We start from the raw sequence: 17,634 nt of genomic DNA on the forward strand, positions 1-17,634 counted from the left end.
CATTGCAAAAAAATGTTTTTTCCACAAGTGTTTTTATCATTTTCACTTAAAATGGCAAAATCGATGTTCCTTTATACTATAACGCAAAAAATCATTTTTGCATAATCAAAAGACCAGCCGTGCATCAAGCTGGTCTTTCATTGGTGCTGACGGATCAAAAGATAAATGAAATAAGGGGCGCCGATCACGGCGGTAAACACGCCTGCCGGGATCTCCGCCGGCGCCATGACGGTCCGGCCGATCATATCGGCCACCATGACAAAAACGGCCCCCAACAATCCGGACAGAGGCAACATCGCCCCATACGAAGCCCCCACCAACCGCCGGGCCAAATGCGGCGCAATCAAGCCCACAAAACTGATTCCCCCGGCAAACGCCACTCCCGATCCGGCCAGACCGGTACTCAACAACAAGAACCCGATCCGTATCCGGTCACTGTTTCCCCCGAGCCCTTTGACCACTTCTTCTCCCAACTGCCCGCTGTTCAGATGGCGGGAAAACAGCAAGGCGACCGAAATCAAAATTAAAAGCCAGGGCCACAAGACCGCCACTTGGTCCCAATTGCTCCCGTAAACTGTTCCGGTGATCCACATTTTGGACTGGCTGGCATGGAAAACGGGTCCAAACAAAATAATGAGATTGGTCAATGCCTGGGTTGCCGTATAAAAGCCGATTCCCATCAGGACCAAACGAAGCGGGGAAACCCCCCGGTTCCATGAAAGAAAATAAATAAGCGCTCCAACCACGGAAGCCCCGATGAAAGCGGCAAACGGAACCCAAAATAAATGAATGGACAATGTACTGGACCAGTCGCTGAAAAAAGTGATCACGCCAACCGCACCCACGGAAGCACCGCCGGTCACCCCGATAATATCCGGAGAAGCCAAAGGGTTTCGGATCACCGCCTGCAAGATCGCTCCGGACAGGGCCAGTGCCGCCCCGGACATCATGGCGATCAAGATCCTTGGAAATCTCAGCGTCAGAATGACAAAAGCATTTTCCCCCCGGCCGAAGAAAGCCTGAATCACGTCCTGCAAAGAAACCGGGGTTTCCCCGATCATCAACCCGGCAGTGAAAATCAACCCCGTCAGCACGGCAAACAAACTGATGATCCACACCGCTTTTTTGTCCATCATGACGGAGAACCGGCTGCAACGCACGGAAAAATAACGCTTCATCCCCGCACCCTCCCTTTTCGTCTGGCCAAATAGATAAAGAACGGCGTTCCGATCAATGCCGTCATCACGCCGACCGGAATGGGCTGTTGCTGCATGATCAGCCGCCCCAGTATGTCTGCAATTAAAAGCAAGTTGGCACCGTACACCAAACAATAAGGAAAGAGCCAGCGATGATCATTCCCGACCAGCACACGAACCAAATGCGGCACAATCAGCCCGACAAAAACAACCGGACCGGCAACGGCTACCGATCCGCCCGCTGAAAATGCAATCATGACCACACCCAAAAGCTTGATGATTCCGACATTCATCCCCAGTCCTCTGGCCACATCATCCCCCATCATGAGCACATTAAAAGCCCGTGCCAAACAAAGCGCCATCACCGCGCCGACCAAAAGAAACGGAAAAACCGGAATCGCCAAATCCAAACTCCGGCCTTCCACCGATCCGACCAGCCAAAACAACAATTCTTCCAAACTTCTTTCATTCATGGTCAAAAATCCTTGTGTAAGCGATGAAAAAAGCGCCATCACCGCAGCGCCGGCCAAGGTCAACTTCACCGGCGTCATTCCGTCCCGGCCGGCCGATCCCAATATATACACGATGAAAATGGCAAACGCGGCCCCGGCAAAACCCATCACCATCAAAGTGGACATCACAGTGACGGAAAATAATGACACCGCCAAAACAATAAACAAACCCGCTCCCTGGTTCACGCCTAACGTTGAAGGCGAGGCCAGCGGATTCCGGGTCAAAGCCTGCATCACCGCACCGGCAACAGCCAAACTGGCTCCCACTGCCACGGCAATGATCGTCCTGGGTACCCGGGTTGTCCGGACGATCAAATGTTCATTGGTGTTTTGAAAGTCAGTAAAGGATTCAATCACCGTTTCAAACGGGACCGGTGTCACCCCGACACTGATACTTGCCACACTGAGGAAACCGGCCAAAAATATTCCCAAAATCAGTCCCGTCCATTTCCATCCCTTGGTTGAAAAAATTTCGTCCATGCCCGTCCCCTTTCTGTCCAACCCTTTTCCCCCGGTAAACACGCATTTTTTCTTTTAAAAATCAATTTAAGTCTATGTGATCCGCTAAAAAGTGTCAACGATTTTGAAAATCATTATCAAATAGATTTGACAAGATTGTTACATTTCCCTATAGTAAAAATGCACGATAAATGATAATCATTTTCAATTAGAAAGGAGTCAAAACATGTCCCGTTGGATCAAAAACGGAATCCTCTTTTGCTTGCTTCTGTCTCTCATTGCCACCGGATGCACCAACTCCTCCACCACCACAGAAAATAACTCACCCACCCGGTCGATTGAGCATGCCATGGGAACCACTCAAGTTCCTGAGCATCCCAAACGAATCGTGGTGCTGACTAATGAAGGTTTGGAAGCCCTGTTGTCAATCGGGATCAAACCCGTGGGTGCGGTTCAAGGGTTTACCCCGGACGGGGGTCTGTGGTATGACCACCTGGAGCCGGAAATGTCCAGTGTAAAATCCGTGGGGACGGAACTTCAGCCCAATCTGGAAACCATTGCCGGTTTAAAACCCGATTTAATTATCGGCAACAAAGTGCGACAGGAAAAAGTGTATAACCAGTTGAGTGCCATTGCGCCCACCGTATTCGCCGAAGATCTCACCGGGGATTGGAAAGAAAATTTCAAGCTGTACGCCAAAACCGTGGGACAGGAAAAGAAGGCGGAAGAAGTCTTGGACGAGTATCACAAAAAGGTGGAAGCCGTACGGAAAAATGCCGGAGATTTAATCAATAAAGAAGTATCCGTTGTCCGATTTGTAGCTGGAAACACCCGTCTTTATCAATTGGACAGTTTTTCGGGAGTCATTTTAAAAGATATTGGCTTTAAACGTCCGGAAATCCAAAACAAAAACGATTTCGCCGCCGTGATCACCAAAGAACAAATTCCTCAGGCAGACGGGGATATTCTTTTCTACTTTACTTATAACTATGGGGATACCCAAGGTGATGCTCAAGAAAAAGAATTCACTTCCGATCCGCTTTGGAAAAACTTGAAAGCCGTAAAAAACAATATGGTTTTTAAAGTGGATGATGTGATTTGGAACACTGCGGGAGGAGCCAAAGCCGCTTTCTTGATGCTGGATCAGTTAAATCAGCACATCAATGAAATCAAACAAAGAAAGTCTACTGCATCCGAATAAACAGCCTGCCACCGGGCTGTTTTTTCTGTGCATAATTTTTCCCGGGCCGTGCAAACTATTCTTATCATTCACTTAAGACACATGGTGATTCACATGATGAAACAGTTGATCACACTCGCACTCTTTCTTGCGTTTCTCTTTCCTTTCCCGTCTGCCGTCGCCACCGGCCGGAATCAAACGGATCAAGAGGAACTTCTGCATCTGTTTGAAGCCATGGAATCCGTATCCGGAGTCCCTTGGTATTATCTGGCGGCGGTCAACCAGTATGAAAAAAACATCCGGCAAAACCGGAACCAAGCCAAAGATGACAAAGCAAAAAGCAACGACCGGAAATTATTGTCCATTCAAATTCCGCAAGAACGTTGGGCCGGGAAACTGAATCCGGATCCGGATGACAACATTCCGGAGTCGATTTCATTTTTTCAAGGCATCGGCCGGGACGGAAACGGCGACCGTCTGGCAGATCGACAGAATGATATCGACGTCCTGTATTCCGTCGCTCTCTACCTGTCCGAAAACGGAGTGGAAGAAGACCAGATCCGAACCAGATTATGGGACTATTACCAACATCCCGTGGCAGTGGATGTGATCACCCATATTGCGAAAATTTATCAAAAATTCGACCGATTGGATTTGGAAGAAAAAAAATTTCCGATTCCGATCCAATATAATTACACATACCATGATACCTGGGGCGACCGCCGCGGTTGGGGCGGGTTGCGCATTCATGAAGGGACGGATATTTTTGCCGGTTACGGAACTCCCGTATTAAGCACCTGCTACGGCTATGTGGAATTGATCGGTTGGAACCGCTATGGCGGTTGGCGGATCGGAATTCGCGACATCCATAACAATTATCACTATTTCGCCCATCTGAACCATTTTCGCAAAGGGCTGAAAAAAGGGGATATCGTCCGCCCCGGAGACTTGATCGGAACGGTGGGCTCTTCCGGATACGGCCCTCCGGGAACCTCCGGTAAGTTCCCTCCGCATTTGCATTATGGCATCTACCGTTTTAACGGGGAAAACACATACTCGTTTGACCCCTATCCCCAACTGAAAAAATGGGAACGGGAAGCTTACAAACTAAAAAAGCAAAAAAAGAAAAAATCCGCTACGTTCAAAAACACCTGGAAATGGATTGATTGAGGAATGAATGGAAAAAGCATGGTGTGTTTTATACACCATGCTTAAAAACCCGTTCACATGTCATTGCGAATTGGAATCCGATTTTTTGCGAAGATTCGAATGTTCATATCCGTACACGAGGTAAAAGATGAGTCCTGCAGCAAACCAACCGAGGAAACGGATCCACGTCATCACCTCGAGATTGAAAGCCAAAACACAACAGAAGATAATAGCCAAAATCGGGACATACGGAACCAGCGGAGTTTTAAATTTCCGAGGCAAATCCGGCTGTTTGTAACGCAGGACAATCACAGCGACCGAGATGAGGACAAAGGCCGCCAATGTTCCCAAGTTGACCAGTTCGGCAAGCTGATCCAAAGGAACAAACGCGCCGAGGAATGCGGCAATCAATCCCAACGTCCAAGTGGAAACATACGGTGTGCGGTATTTTTTATGCACTTTGGACAAAAACTTCGGCATCAATCCGTCCCGGGACATCGCAAAAATGATCCGGATTTGGCCGTACAACATGACCAACATGACCGTGATCATGCCGATGGCGGCCCCCAAGCTGACAATCCCGACCAGCCAATCCTGTCCGGTCATGCTGATGGCATAGGCAACCGGGGCATCGGCATGCTTTTCAAACTGTTGAAACGGAACAATTCCCGTCATCAATGCAGACACAATCATATAAAGCAGGGTGACGATCCCAAGCGACCACAGAATTCCTTTCGGCAGATCTTTTGCCGGATTTTTGGTTTCCTCTGCCGCCGTACTCACCGCATCAAACCCCAGATAAGAAAAGAAGATCAGTGCGGCACCTTGAAATACGCCTTTGATTCCAAACGGCATGAAGGGGGTCCAGTTCTCCGGCTTCACATAAAAGGCACCCACCAGAATAAAGAGCAAAATCACTGCCACTTTGATCAGAACCATGATATTGTTGACTCTTTTCGATTCTTTCACGCCGATGGAAAGCAACCAAGTAATGAAGAGGATGATCAAAAAAGCCGGCAAATTCAAGATGCTTGTGCCGTCAATCAGGGGGGACTGGGTTAACACATGCGGAATTTCGATTCCAAAACCGGCCAGCAAGGACTGGAAATAACCGGACCAACCCACCGAGACCGAACTGACGGCAAGCAAATACTCCAGAATCAAATCCCAACCGATCACCCAGGCAAAAAATTCTCCCAGTGTGGCATAGCTGTAGGTGTAGGTGGATCCGGACACAGGAACCAATGAGGCAAATTCAGCATAAGTAAATGCGGCAAGCAAACACGTAAATCCCGCAATAATAAAAGAGAGCGGCAGTGCCGGTCCGGTGACCAGGGAGCCCACCCCGGTCAATACAAAAATTCCCGTCCCGATAATCGCCCCAACGCCCAGCATCGCCAGATCCACAGCGTTTAATTCTTTGCGGAGCGTGGTGCCTTGTTGAGTCGTTTGAATCATTTCCTGAATGCTCTTCTTGCGGAAAATCTCCACTCAGAAACCCCCTAACCCTTTTTGGTTTAGAAAAATCTTTCTTATTAAATTATTTTGAAAATAAAACTTTGTATATATTATATATTAAATTTTTGTAAAATTAAATAATGAATTATTCCATATAAGAAGAATTCATCAAATAAAAAATCCCCTTTGAAACCGTTGTTATCAAAGGGGTTTGATCCTTTGCGGCTGGTTTAATCCACATTGACATTTTTGTCTTGTTTTTCCAAAGCGGCTAAAATCGCATCCGGCTGCAATCCCTCGATGGCCTGACCATGCACGACCGTCACCGGGACGCCCAAAAATCCCATTTTTTTCACTTCTTCCAAGTAGGCCGGATTTTTTGAGCAATCTCTTTCTTCATACGGAATTTTATAGTCATTCAAAAACCGCTTCAGTACATTGCATTCCAAACAATGGGGTCTCGAATAAACGATTACTTTCAATGTCAGACACTCCTTTAATCCTCATGATCCCGCGCAAGCAAACTGTCCGTTTTCCGTTTATAATGTGGCTAGAGCCTAAATAGTCCATCAAACTGGGAGAGATGCAATTTGTATAGAAATTTACGTCAGTTCATCCAAAAATTAAAAGCTGAAGACGAGCTCGTGGAAATCCATGCAGAAGTGGATCCCTTCCTCGAGTTGGCAGAAATACACCGCCGCGTGATCGAAGAAGGCGGACCTGCTTTATTATTTACACAGGTAAAAGGAAGTTCCTTCCCGGTGGTCACTAATTTATTCGGCACCCCCCGACGGGTGGAAATGGCATTTGGCCCGCGTCCCGAGCAATTGATGAAACAAATCGTATCGCTCATGGACAAGTTGATGCCCCCGACCCCGAAAGCCATTTGGAACGAACGGAACGTCTTCAAAGAGCTCTTGAAAGTCGGCCTTAAAACCGTGCCGGCCAACAAAGCGCCGGTTTTGGAAACCAAACAAAACGAAACGGATCTCACCCGGCTTCCGGTGATCACTTCATGGCAGGAAGACGGCGGCCCTTTCATCACGCTTCCGCTCGTGTATACAGAGCATCCCCAAAGCAAACAACACAATCTTGGCATGTACCGCATGCAAATTTTTGACAAACAAACCACCGGCATGCATTGGCAAATCCATAAAGGCGGGGGATTTCACCACTATGAAGCCGAAAAACGAAATGAACCGTTGCCGGTCCATGTTCACCTGGGCGGGCCTCCGGCACTGATTGCCTCGGCCATTGCACCGGTTCCGGAATTTTTGCCTGAATTGATCCTGACCTCCTTGATCATGGGCGAAAAACTGCCGGTCGTCACCGGTAAAAACGGCTATCCTTTCATTGCGGAAGCGGAATTTGTGCTGACAGGGAGTGTTCCCCCGCATGAACGCCGTTTGGAAGGGCCGTTTGGGGATCATTACGGTTACTATTCCCTGGCACATGAATTTCCCGTCTTCCATGTGAAAGAAGTTTATCATCGCAAAGATGCGATATATCCCGCCACGGTTGTGGGCAAACCCCGTCAGGAAGATTATTACATGGGCGAGTTTTTGCAACGGTTGTTGTCCCCGGCTTTCCCCATGGTTATGCCCGGTGTGCGTGATTTATGGACGTATTCTGAAACCGGCTTCCATTCGCTGGCTGCAGCCGTTGTACGCGAAAGCTACCAGCGTGAGGTGCTGGCCAACGCTTTCCGGATCTTGGGCGAAGGGCAGCTGACGCTCACCAAGTTCTTGATCTTAACCGATCAGTCGGTATCGCTCGGGGATTTCCCGAAATTATTTGAAACCGTTCTTGAACGGATGGATCCGGCCACCGATTTGTTCATCTTTAACCACACTTCGATGGACACCCTTGATTATACCGGTAAACGGCTCAATCATGGAAGCAAAGCCGTCCTGATCGGCACCGGGGAACCGAAACGCACGTTGCCGGCATCCTTTCACGGGCCGGATATGAAAGGCATCCGCGACGCCCGGGTGTATTGCAAAGGTGCCCTCGTTCTGGAAGCGGAACCTTATGAACAAAATCCAAAACTGGCAGAACAGATCCTCCGCGACCATAAAGAGGACTTGGCCGGGTGGCCCTTTGTCTTTTTGGTGGATGACATCGAGGCGGCTAGCGGGCAAACCGCATTTTTGTGGACCATTTTCACCCGGTTCAATCCGGCATTTGACATCCATGCACAAACCCGGTTTCAACATCATCATCCACATTACCAATTCCCCTTCATCGTGGATGCACGAATGAAGCCGGGATACCCGGATGAACTGGTGCCCGACCCTTCCATCACAAAGAAAGTGGACGAACGCTGGAAAGAATATTTTGGTTCCTAAAGAATACAAAAACGGTGTGTCCCGAAACCGGGCACACCGTTTTCTTACTGTTTCATCCGCGGATCAAAAAGATCCCTGAGACCGTCTCCCAACAGATTAAACCCGAGAACCGTCAACATCATGGCCATTCCCGGAAAAATCATGGTCCAAGGTGCGAGCTGGATGAATTCACGCGAATCGGACAACATGGTTCCCCATTCCGGCTGGGGAGGTTGGGCTCCCAATCCCAAAAACCCGAGCGCCGCGGCCTCGATCACCGCCGTGGCAAATCCCAGCGTCCCTTGCACCATGATCGGTGTCCAGCAATTGGGCAAGATATGTTTCCATAAAATGCGGCTGTTCTTCATCCCCAACGCTTTGGCCGCCAGAATATAATCTTCCGCCTTGACGCTTAACACTCTGGAACGCATCAACCGGCCAAAGTTGGGGATATTGATGATGGCAATCGCAATCAAAGCATTGTTCAAGCTTGGCCCCAGCATGGCCACAATGGCAATGGCCAGCAAAATACTCGGAAAAGCAAGCAAAATATCAAACAAACGGGAAATGACCGAATCGACCCATTTTCCGTAATAACCGGCAATCAATCCCAAAAAACTCCCGATCACGATGGACCCGGTGATCGCCACAAAACCGATCCACAAGGAAATCCGCGCTCCATACACCACCCGGGTAAAAATGTCCCGTCCCAAATCATCCGTTCCAAACCAATGGGACGACGACGGGGGCTGTAATGTATCCGGACTGGAAGATTGATAGTCATAAGGAGTCAAGACCGGGGCAAAAATCGCCAGCAAGATAAAAATCATCACCAAAGAAGTGCCAATGAGCGCCGAACGGTGCCGGACAAAAGCTTGAAAAAAATCACGAAGAAAATGGGTTTCCGTGTTTTCTTCCAGACCCATTTCACCGGCTGCATCGGGAGCGGGCGGCTGAATTCCGGATGAAATTTGCTGCACCTTCATCACTCCTTCCCATATTGGATGCGGGGATCAATCCATGCATACAACAGATCAACGATTAAATTGATCACGACAAAAATCGTTGCAAGCACCAATATTCCGGACTGAATCACCGGATAATTTCTCTGTGTGATGGCGTCATAAATATACCGGCCCACTCCCGGCCAGCTGAAAATGGTCTCCGTCAAAACCGCCCCCCCGAGCAACAGGCCCATCTGCAGCCCCATCACGGTCAGGATCGGGATGAATGCATTTTTTAACGTATGCTTGTAAATCACCCAAAACTCGGATAATCCTTTGGCCCGGGCCGTACGAATATAATCGGATCTCATGACTTCCAACATGCTGGACCGCGTCATCCGCGCAATGATCGCCATCGGGATGGTCCCCAGCGCAACCGCCGGCAGAATCAAATGCTTCAACACATCTCCCAGCCACTCAAAATCCCCGTATAACAAGGAATCCAAAATATAAAAATGGGTGAGCGGCTCAAAACCGAGGCGGGGATCCACTCTCCCGTTGGACGGCAACCAATCAAGAACCTGGGCAAAAAGCCACTGTTCCATCAACCCCAGCCAGAACACGGGAATGGAAACCCCGATCAATGCAATCAGCATTGATCCATAATCCAGCCATGAATTTTGCTTCCAAGCCGATAAAATCCCGAGATTCACCCCGAAAAATACGGCAATCAACATGGCAGCCAAGGTGAGTTCAGCCGTGGCGGCCAAAAAAGGAACGATTTCTTCGGAGATGGGGGTATTGGTGATCAAGGATGTCCCCAAATCCCCTTGCAACAGTCCTTTGACATAGTTGAAATATTGAATGTAAAACGGCTGATCCAAGCCCAGACTTTCCCGGATTTCCTGCAATTGTTCCGGTGTCGCTTTGTCACCCGCTATCGTTTTGGCCGGATCCCCCGGGATGGCATGAACAATGGAAAATGTAATGAGCGACATGCCGATCAACACAGGAATCAACATCAAAATCCGGCGTATCGTGTAAGCCAACATAACATCCATTCACCACCTGACTCTTGCAATGAATAAGGAGGCACTGCGGACTCCCCGCAATGCCGCCTTTACACCTGTTTTCAGTTCTTCAGATCAACAAATTCCAATTTCAACTGTGTTGTCGGATGAGGAACAAAGCCGGTGATTTCTTTTCGCCCAGCAAAGCTGACGGTCGCATGCGCGATGGGAACCCAAGGCGCATCCGCTTTGATGATTTCCTGTGCTTGTTCATAAAGTTTGGCACGTTCTCCCTGATCGGTTAAGCTTTGCGCCTGAATCAAAAGATCATGCACGGCATCACTTTTATAGAAAGCAATGTTTCCGGCGTCAGGCATCCGCGTGTTGTCTTTATCCAACAAGACGTACAAGAAGTTATCCGGGTCTCCGTTGTCCCCGTTCCACCCCATCAACGCCATTTGGTGTTCCCCTTTTCCGGTCTTATCCAAATACGTTTGCCAGTCATAAGTCACAATTTTGGCCCGGATGCCGATTTTGGCCAAATCCGCCTGAATAAATTCCGCAATTTTCTTTCCGTTCGGCATATACGGACGGGGTTCGGTCATCGCATAAAATTCCACTTCAAAACCATCCGGATAGCCAGCTTCTTTCAGCAATTGCTTCGCTTTATCCAAGTCATATTCATAATCTTTCACTTGGTCATTGTATCCCCACATCATGGAAGGCATGGGGTTGACGGCCGCCACGGCCTGGCCTGCATAAAAGTTTTTGATAATGGCGTCTTTATTCACCGCATGGTTGATCGCCTGCCGCACTTTGACATTGTTCAACGGTTCCTTCTCGGTATTTAAAGCCAGATAACCCACATTCATGCCTTCTTGTGCGTACAGTTCAAAGTTTTGATCCTGTTTGACCAGTTGGACATCATTGGGGTTGAGTCCGTCCATCATGTCAATATCCCCTGATTTCAATGCAGAAAAGCGGGCCGCATTATCCGGAATCGATTTAAAAATAACCCGGTCCAGTTTCGGCTGACCTTTTTTCCAATAGTTCTCATTTTTCACGAGCACGACCGTGTCATTTTTCTTCCAGCTTTCAAACTTGAAGGGACCGGTTCCGACCGGATGTTGTGCAAACTTCACCGGATCTTTTTTCACAGCCGTCGGGGAAGCAATTCCGAACGGAGACATGGCCAGGTTGCTGAGGAAAGGCCCCAATGGCTTTTTCAGTTTAAACTGCACCGTATATTCATCCTGCGCGCTCACGCTTTCAATCAAATGGCCTTCATCCCCTTTAAACCCGCCAAACATATATCCGTAGTAGGGAAATTCCCCGCCTTTATGCTCAGGATGTTCCGGATCCATCCAACGTTGGAAGTTATAAACCACCGCTTCGGCATTAAATGGAGTGCCATCATGGAACTGGACGCCTTTTCGCAAATGGAATGTCCATGTCAGTCCGTCTTCGCTGGTTTCCCAACTTTCAGCAAGTCCCGGAACCACTTCGGTTGTTTTTTGGTCATATTCGACCAGGTTATCAAAAATCTGGTCTGTCGGCTTAAAAGATTCTCCATCCGTCACCTGAATGGGATCCAATAATTTGGCGTCGGCTCCCCTCCCATAAATCAAAGTCTTTCCGCTTTTCGCCGAATCTTTTTCGACACATCCGGCCAGGATGGTGGAAAAAAGGAAAATGGCCATCACACTGACAATCCAAAAACGCTTTTTCATATTTCGTCCTCCTTTATTGGTTTTTCGTTTGATTGCATCGTCACGTTTTCCCGATCAACCACCTCCCCCATCAAGTCAAGGGATCTTCTTTTCATCCCTCATGAACCAAGTGGCAGGCAACCAAGTGTCCGCCGCCGGCATCTTTCAACTCCGGGCGTTCCTCCTTGCAACGGTCCGTCACATATGGACAACGCGGATGAAACGCGCAGCCTTGTGGGGGATTTTCGGGACTCGGCACATCGCCCTCAAGAATGATGCGTTCCCGCTTGGCTGTCGGATCCGGAACGGGAATGGCCGACAACAGAGCCTGGGTATAGGGATGCAACGGCTTTTCATAAAGCTCGTCGCGCGGGGATATTTCCACCATGCGCCCCAGATACATCACGCCGACCCGGTCGCTGATATGTTTGACAACACTCAAATCATGCGAAATAAAGAGATACGTCAGTGAAAACTGTTCCTTTAAATCCATCATCAGATTTAAAACCTGCGACTGGATCGACACATCCAATGCCGATACCGGCTCGTCGGCAACAATCAGTTTGGGTTTGGTCGACAATGCGCGGGCAATCCCGATCCGCTGCCGCTGCCCCCCGCTGAATTGATGGGGGTAACGGTCACCGTGAAATGCATTGAGCCCGACCACCCGAAGCAATTCTTGCACTTGTTCTTTTCTTTCCTTGGGCGTTCCCATGGAATGGACGATCAAAGGTTCCTCCAGGATTTCGCGCACTTTTTGCCGGGGATTGAGGGATGCAAAAGGATCCTGAAAAACCATTTGCAAGTCTCTGCGGGCTTTTCTCATCTCCTCTTTGTCCAAGGCAAACAAATTTTTCCCGTTAAATTCCACTTCGCCGCCGCTGGGTTCAACCAAACGGATGATGGTTCGCCCGGTCGTCGATTTCCCGCAGCCCGATTCCCCGACAATCCCCAACACTTCTCCTTCTTCAATGGCGAAACTAACGTCATCCACCGCCTTGACTTCCCCGACTTTTTTGCTCCACAATCCCCCGTAAACCGGGAAACTTTTCTTTAAGTTTTTCACGTTAATCAGTGCCATGTACCGGTTCCTCCCTCTGATGCAAAAAACAGCGGCTGTAATGGTTCTTGTCTGTTTCGGTAAGTTCGGGCGTTTCTTTGCGGCAACGATCCATGACAAATTCACACCTCGGCGCAAACCGGCATCCTGCGGGCATGTTCCGGGGCGTCGGCACCTGGCCGGGAATGGCATACAACCGTTTTTTTCTTTCTTTCAACTTGGGAATTGACTTTAACAATCCCCGGGTGTAAGGATGCTTCGGATTGCTAAACAGACGGTGACGGTCGGTTTCCTCCACCACTTGCCCGGCATACATGACCACAATGCGGTCACACATTTCCGCGACAACCCCCAAATCATGCGTGATCATTAAAATCGCCGTTTGATACTCTTCATTCAATTGTTTCATCAAATCAAGAATTTGTGCCTGAATGGTGACATCCAGCGCGGTCGTGGGTTCATCGGCGATCAATAACTTAGGGTTTAAGATCATGGCCATGGCAATCATGACTCGTTGGCGCATTCCGCCGGACAATTGATGCGGATATTCACGCAAAATCCCCTTCCGGGAGATCCCCACTTTTTCCAACATTTCAACGGCACGGGCTTCCGCTTCTTTTTTGGAACATTTTTCATGCGCCCGGACCGCTTCCACCAATTGATTTCCAATCGTAAACAACGGATTCAGGGAGGTCATCGGTTCCTGAAAAATCATTGCAATCTCTCTACCTCGAATTTTCTGCATTTTTTTCTGTGAAAGTTTGGTCAGGTCTTGTCCCTCAAACCAAATGGAACCGTTGACGATTTTCCCGGGCGGTTGCGGGACCAGCCCCATAATGCTCAGTGAGGTCACGCTTTTTCCGCATCCCGATTCTCCCACCAGTCCGACGATTTCCCCCCGGCGGATGGTCAGGTCAATCCCGTCAACCGCTTGGACCACTCCTTTTTCCGAAAAAAAATGCAGCTTCAATTGCCGGATATCCAACACGGGCTGAGTCAAATGGATCACCTCAAACGATTTGTTAAAAACCTCTTAAATCCAATCATAAGCGGATTTTTTCTTTTAATTCCCATTTTTCCAATTAATTATTTTTTATTTTGAATAAAAATATTATCAATTCCTTATATTCTCTGTATAATCAAAAATCCCTTTTAAAAAATAAATCCTTTCCTTTCTACTTTTGGCCGCTTTCTTCCCCAAATGGAAAATACCCCCTCGTTTTTTCCATTAAAAATAATAGAAAACAGGGCGGATTGTTCCATCTGCCCTGTTATTTCAGATCCTCGTTTCCGTTTTTTAACCGGTAACCCATATGAAGCACGGGACCCACATATTCATTTAACGGAAATCCGCCGCGAATGGCTTCGGTGATGAAGGCTTTGGCCAGGCGAATGGCTTCCGAAACCGTTTTTCCTTTGGCCAATTCGGCGGTAATGGCTGCGGAAAATGTGCAACCGGCACCGTGAACATAAGGGGTTTCCACCCGTTCTTCTTCCATCACTTCGAAGGTACGGCCATCATAGACGACATCAACCGCTTTTTCGTGATCCAACTTACTTCCGCCTTTGATAATCACCACTTTTGCCCCCAGGTCATGAATGCGTGCCGCCGCTTCTTTCATTTCCTCCACCGTGCGGATCGGATGCATTTTGCTCAGTTGGCCGGCTTCAAATAAATTGGGGGTCGCCACGGTCGCCAGCGGAATCAGAATTTCCCTCAAGGCATCGGCTGTTTCGGGATTGAGCACCTCATCCGTTCCTTTGCATACCATCACCGGATCAATCACCAACGGGACCACTTGGGAACGGATGGTTTTGGCCACATATTCAATGATCTCTACTGATCCCAACATGCCCGTTTTTAACGCATGGATGCCAATCCCTTGCAAAATCGTTTTTAATTGATCCTGAAATGTATCGAAAGGAATGGGGAACACCTTGTGATTCCATTGATGATCCGGATCCATCGCCACAATGGTGGTGATGGCTGACATTCCATAGACGCCGCGCTCCTGGAATGTTTTCAGGTCTGCTTGGATTCCTGCACCTCCGCTGCTGTCGGAACCTGCAATCGTCAGAACTTTGTATCTGGTTGTCATCTTCATCCTCCTACCTTTCGTCAGCTCAAAATTAGCTTAAACTTTCTCACATCATTTCACAACATTTTTCTCCATTTTCCATTGGAAGGAATTTTGCTAGAATGTAAGGCAATGACAGGGAGGGTGGAAGTATGAAACAGGAGCAAAAAATCGATTTATCCCATTATGTATCCAATCTTGATAAAAATGTATACACCATTTTTAATTTGCCTGAAGAAGTGATTGCCGTCATTTTTGCCTATGTGAGTCGTTCTTCAGCCAGCTTCCGCGACAATTTGCGAAAGCTGTTGTCCGATGAAGAGTTAAATGTCAACCTGAAGACGGCCGGTGCCGCCAAGGGGCATTCGGAAAAAGCGGCCCGCTTCCATGAAAAATGGGTTGTCGGTTACGGCCACAGCAGCGTGGCGGAACATGCCGTTGCACACATCGGAATTGAAAAGATCAGCCGGCTGGCATCGGCCGAATTGGAACTGTCCAACCCGTTTAACAGTTTCACCGAATACAGCCAGCGTTATCAGCGGCCAAAACGGGGCGATTTTTATGTCCCTCCCGTTCTGGAACAAAACCCCGGGTTGAAAGAAAAATTTTTGTCTTTGCAGGACAAAGCTTATGACACGTATGAGCAATTGCTCAGCGGCCTGACCGCGTATTTGGTGAAGGTGATCCCGCAAAAACCGGAAGAATCAGAGCGTGCCTACCGGATGCGGATTGAAAAAATCGCGTTTGAAGATGCCCGTTATGTCCTCACTTTGGCCACGTTCACCAACCTTGGCATGACCGGGAACGGACGCGCATTACGGGACACTTTGGTCCGTCTTCTGTCCAGCCCTTACGACGAATGCCGCAAACTGGCCAAGGAAATGGAACGGGAAATCAGCCAGGTGATCCCGACGCTGTTGAAATATGTAAAACCGAACGATTATCTGCTACACACCAGAAAAAAGCTAAAGGAGCTTTTCTTTGAACAAACAGCGTCTTTGCAACCGGTCCAAGGCCCGCGCGCCCGCATGGTTCACATTCCGGACTATGAAGAAGCTTTGACCGAATTGGTCACCCGTTTGATCATCAGCGAAACGGCTCTTTCTTATGAGCAAGCACACCAACAAGCCCGTTCGTATTCCAGAGAACAAAAAGAACAAATTGCCGAAACGGCTTTAAGCGAACTGCGCTTTTTTGACAATCCCCGATGGGAATTTGAACATATTCATTACCAGTTTGAATTGCTCATTTCCGAGGCAAATTGGCACCAACTGCTCCGCCACAACCGTCGCACGCACTTCAGCCATGGTTTGCCAACCATTCATCTCGGATATACCATCCCTCCCCACATCCGGGAAGCCGGACTGGAAGAACGTTACCAATCCTTCCTCCATGAAGCGGAAAACGTCTACCAAGACATTGAGTCATGGAATCCGGAAGCCGCCGCCTATGTGGTGACGAATGCGCACCACCGGCAAGTCACCGCCACGGCCAGCCTGTGGGAGCTGTACCATCTGATCAATTTGCGAACATCCCCGGAAGCTCAATGGGATATTCGCCAAACGTTTTTATCTTTGTTTGAAGAACTGAAAAACCACCATCCGGCACTGGCCAAATATGCACAGCGCCGGATTAATAACTGACCGCTTTGTCACGGCATGGAACCCGCTTTCATGCCGTGATGTATTATTCTGTTTCAGTAAAAGCAAAATATTCATGAATTACCCGATAAAAGGTATAATAGACTTATAACAGAAACGGAGGTGTTCGATCCCGTGTCCAAACCTTTTGCTCAAAATGAACTGATTTCCACCAGCGAGCTCAAGGAAATGAATAACCGCCACTTCTTTGATGATCTGTTGAACACCTGCAAAAAGCTCGGATTGGTCCATGACAATCAGTTGCGGGCCGTGATTTTGGATATAAAGACGTATGAAAAGCTGATGCACCGTTTGGAAGAACTGGAGGAAATCTTGGAGGACATGAAATGGAATGAAATGTTGCAGGAACGGATCCGGCTTCCTGAAACCAAATGGCTGGAAAAGCCGGAACAAATGTCCCGCCTTGCCTTCTTTGAACAAACGATCGACAAAGGGTCATCGTCCTCATGATTGAAAAGTATCACCCGCAATTTCGCGACGACTTGTTATTCATCGCCAGCAGGTTGGGACGAAAACGGTTCCAGGAATTTTTGATCCAACTGGATCGCGCCATTGTCCAAGTCATCCGAAACCCTTACAAAGCCGCCCGGTTAAAATATCCCCCGCTGACCGGATTCCGGAAGAAAAAATTTTTTTCCGTCGCTCGCCCACGCAAAAGACAACGCCCTGATCTCCGATTGATCTACCGGTATATTCCCGAAAAAAAAACCATCTATTTTGCAGCCGTCGGATTTCGTATTGCTCAAAAGCCCCGCAACCCCCATGACGTTTACCAACGGGCCAAGAAAAGAGATTTGTCGGAAGGAATCGAAAACAATTCATCTTCCAATTAATCACCTCTGTTCATTCGGATTGTTATATTCATCCAATGACGAAATGTATTTTTTTGTG

Annotated in this window: 16 protein-coding genes; 6 read left to right on the forward strand and 10 right to left on the reverse strand. The window is 48.4% G+C overall.

Annotation, left to right across the window (positions count from 1 at the left end; all coding sequences use genetic code 11):
• Positions 1-137 precede the first annotated feature (137 nt).
• Both ATH33_RS10095 and ATH33_RS10100 read right to left on the reverse strand, forming a co-directional pair.
• Positions 138-1,178, reverse strand: a complete 1,041-nt coding sequence (locus ATH33_RS10095) for a FecCD family ABC transporter permease (protein WP_037994121.1) — start codon at positions 1,176-1,178, stop codon at positions 138-140.
• Complete coding sequence (locus ATH33_RS10100) at positions 1,175-2,188, reverse strand: FecCD family ABC transporter permease (RefSeq protein ID WP_121874383.1); 1,014 nt, start codon at positions 2,186-2,188, stop codon at positions 1,175-1,177. The genes ATH33_RS10095 and ATH33_RS10100 overlap by 4 nt, the downstream gene beginning before the upstream one ends.
• A 205-nt stretch (positions 2,189-2,393) precedes the next feature.
• On the opposite strand from ATH33_RS10100, the gene ATH33_RS10105 reads away from it, so the two are divergent.
• Positions 2,394-3,368: an ABC transporter substrate-binding protein gene (locus tag ATH33_RS10105; RefSeq protein ID WP_052186653.1), complete on the forward strand. Its 975-nt coding sequence runs from the start codon at positions 2,394-2,396 to the stop codon at positions 3,366-3,368.
• 93 nt (positions 3,369-3,461) lie between these two features.
• Complete coding sequence (locus ATH33_RS10110; protein ID WP_049719653.1) at positions 3,462-4,517, forward strand: M23 family metallopeptidase; 1,056 nt, start codon at positions 3,462-3,464, stop codon at positions 4,515-4,517.
• Positions 4,518-4,577: 60 nt separating this feature from the next.
• Here ATH33_RS10110 and bcaP read toward each other — a convergent pair whose 3' ends face one another.
• Together bcaP and ATH33_RS10120 are read right to left on the reverse strand one after the other, a co-directional pair.
• Positions 4,578-5,987 carry a branched-chain amino acid transporter BcaP gene (gene bcaP / locus ATH33_RS10115; protein WP_487248017.1) on the reverse strand — a complete coding sequence of 470 codons (1,410 nt, stop codon included), beginning with the start codon at positions 5,985-5,987 and terminating at the stop codon, positions 4,578-4,580.
• Positions 5,988-6,184: 197 nt separating this feature from the next.
• Positions 6,185-6,436: a glutaredoxin family protein gene (locus ATH33_RS10120; protein ID WP_049719652.1), complete on the reverse strand. Its 252-nt coding sequence runs from the start codon at positions 6,434-6,436 to the stop codon at positions 6,185-6,187.
• Between the two features lie 108 nt (positions 6,437-6,544).
• Here ATH33_RS10120 and ATH33_RS10125 point away from each other — a divergent pair, with 108 nt between their 5' ends.
• On the forward strand, positions 6,545-8,302 hold the full coding sequence (locus ATH33_RS10125) for a menaquinone biosynthesis decarboxylase (RefSeq protein WP_037994115.1): 1,758 nt from the start codon (positions 6,545-6,547) through the stop codon (positions 8,300-8,302).
• A 44-nt stretch (positions 8,303-8,346) separates the two neighbouring features.
• Here the strand turns inward: ATH33_RS10125 and nikC are convergent, their stop codons facing one another.
• From nikC to pdxK, 6 genes are all read right to left on the reverse strand, one after another.
• Complete coding sequence (gene nikC / locus ATH33_RS10130; protein WP_121874386.1) at positions 8,347-9,207, reverse strand: nickel transporter permease; 861 nt, start codon at positions 9,205-9,207, stop codon at positions 8,347-8,349.
• Between the two features lie 59 nt (positions 9,208-9,266).
• A complete protein-coding gene (locus tag ATH33_RS10135) occupies positions 9,267-10,277 on the reverse strand; it encodes an ABC transporter permease (RefSeq protein ID WP_037994111.1) in 1,011 nt (336 codons plus the stop codon).
• 80 nt (positions 10,278-10,357) lie between these two features.
• On the reverse strand, positions 10,358-11,965 hold the full coding sequence (locus ATH33_RS10140; protein ID WP_037994109.1) for an ABC transporter substrate-binding protein: 1,608 nt from the start codon (positions 11,963-11,965) through the stop codon (positions 10,358-10,360).
• A gap of 91 nt (positions 11,966-12,056) precedes the next feature.
• Positions 12,057-13,025 (reverse strand): ABC transporter ATP-binding protein, encoded by a 969-nt coding sequence (locus ATH33_RS10145; protein ID WP_049719715.1) that lies wholly within the window; start codon positions 13,023-13,025, stop codon positions 12,057-12,059.
• On the reverse strand, positions 13,012-14,004 hold the full coding sequence (locus tag ATH33_RS10150; RefSeq protein WP_049719714.1) for an ABC transporter ATP-binding protein: 993 nt from the start codon (positions 14,002-14,004) through the stop codon (positions 13,012-13,014). Before ATH33_RS10150 ends, ATH33_RS10145 begins: the two co-directional genes overlap by 14 nt.
• Positions 14,005-14,275: 271 nt before the next feature.
• Positions 14,276-15,103, reverse strand: a complete 828-nt coding sequence (gene pdxK, locus ATH33_RS10155) for a pyridoxine/pyridoxal/pyridoxamine kinase (protein ID WP_121874376.1) — start codon at positions 15,101-15,103, stop codon at positions 14,276-14,278.
• 131 nt (positions 15,104-15,234) lie between these two features.
• On the opposite strand from pdxK, the gene ATH33_RS10160 reads away from it, so the two are divergent.
• The 3 genes from ATH33_RS10160 (at position 15,235) to ATH33_RS10170 (ending at position 17,576) form a co-directional block, all read left to right on the forward strand.
• Complete coding sequence (locus ATH33_RS10160; protein ID WP_049719650.1) at positions 15,235-16,725, forward strand: FAD-dependent thymidylate synthase; 1,491 nt, start codon at positions 15,235-15,237, stop codon at positions 16,723-16,725.
• 132 nt (positions 16,726-16,857) lie between these two features.
• Positions 16,858-17,193, forward strand: coding sequence for a hypothetical protein (locus ATH33_RS10165; RefSeq protein WP_037994104.1), 336 nt, complete (start codon positions 16,858-16,860; stop codon positions 17,191-17,193).
• Complete coding sequence (locus ATH33_RS10170; RefSeq protein WP_037994102.1) at positions 17,190-17,576, forward strand: hypothetical protein; 387 nt, start codon at positions 17,190-17,192, stop codon at positions 17,574-17,576. The genes ATH33_RS10165 and ATH33_RS10170 overlap by 4 nt, the downstream gene beginning before the upstream one ends.
• Positions 17,577-17,634: the final 58 nt, after the last annotated feature.

It is taken from the genome of Thermoactinomyces vulgaris (genome assembly GCF_003688725.1).
Lineage (GTDB): Bacteria > Bacillota > Bacilli > Thermoactinomycetales > Thermoactinomycetaceae > Thermoactinomyces > Thermoactinomyces vulgaris.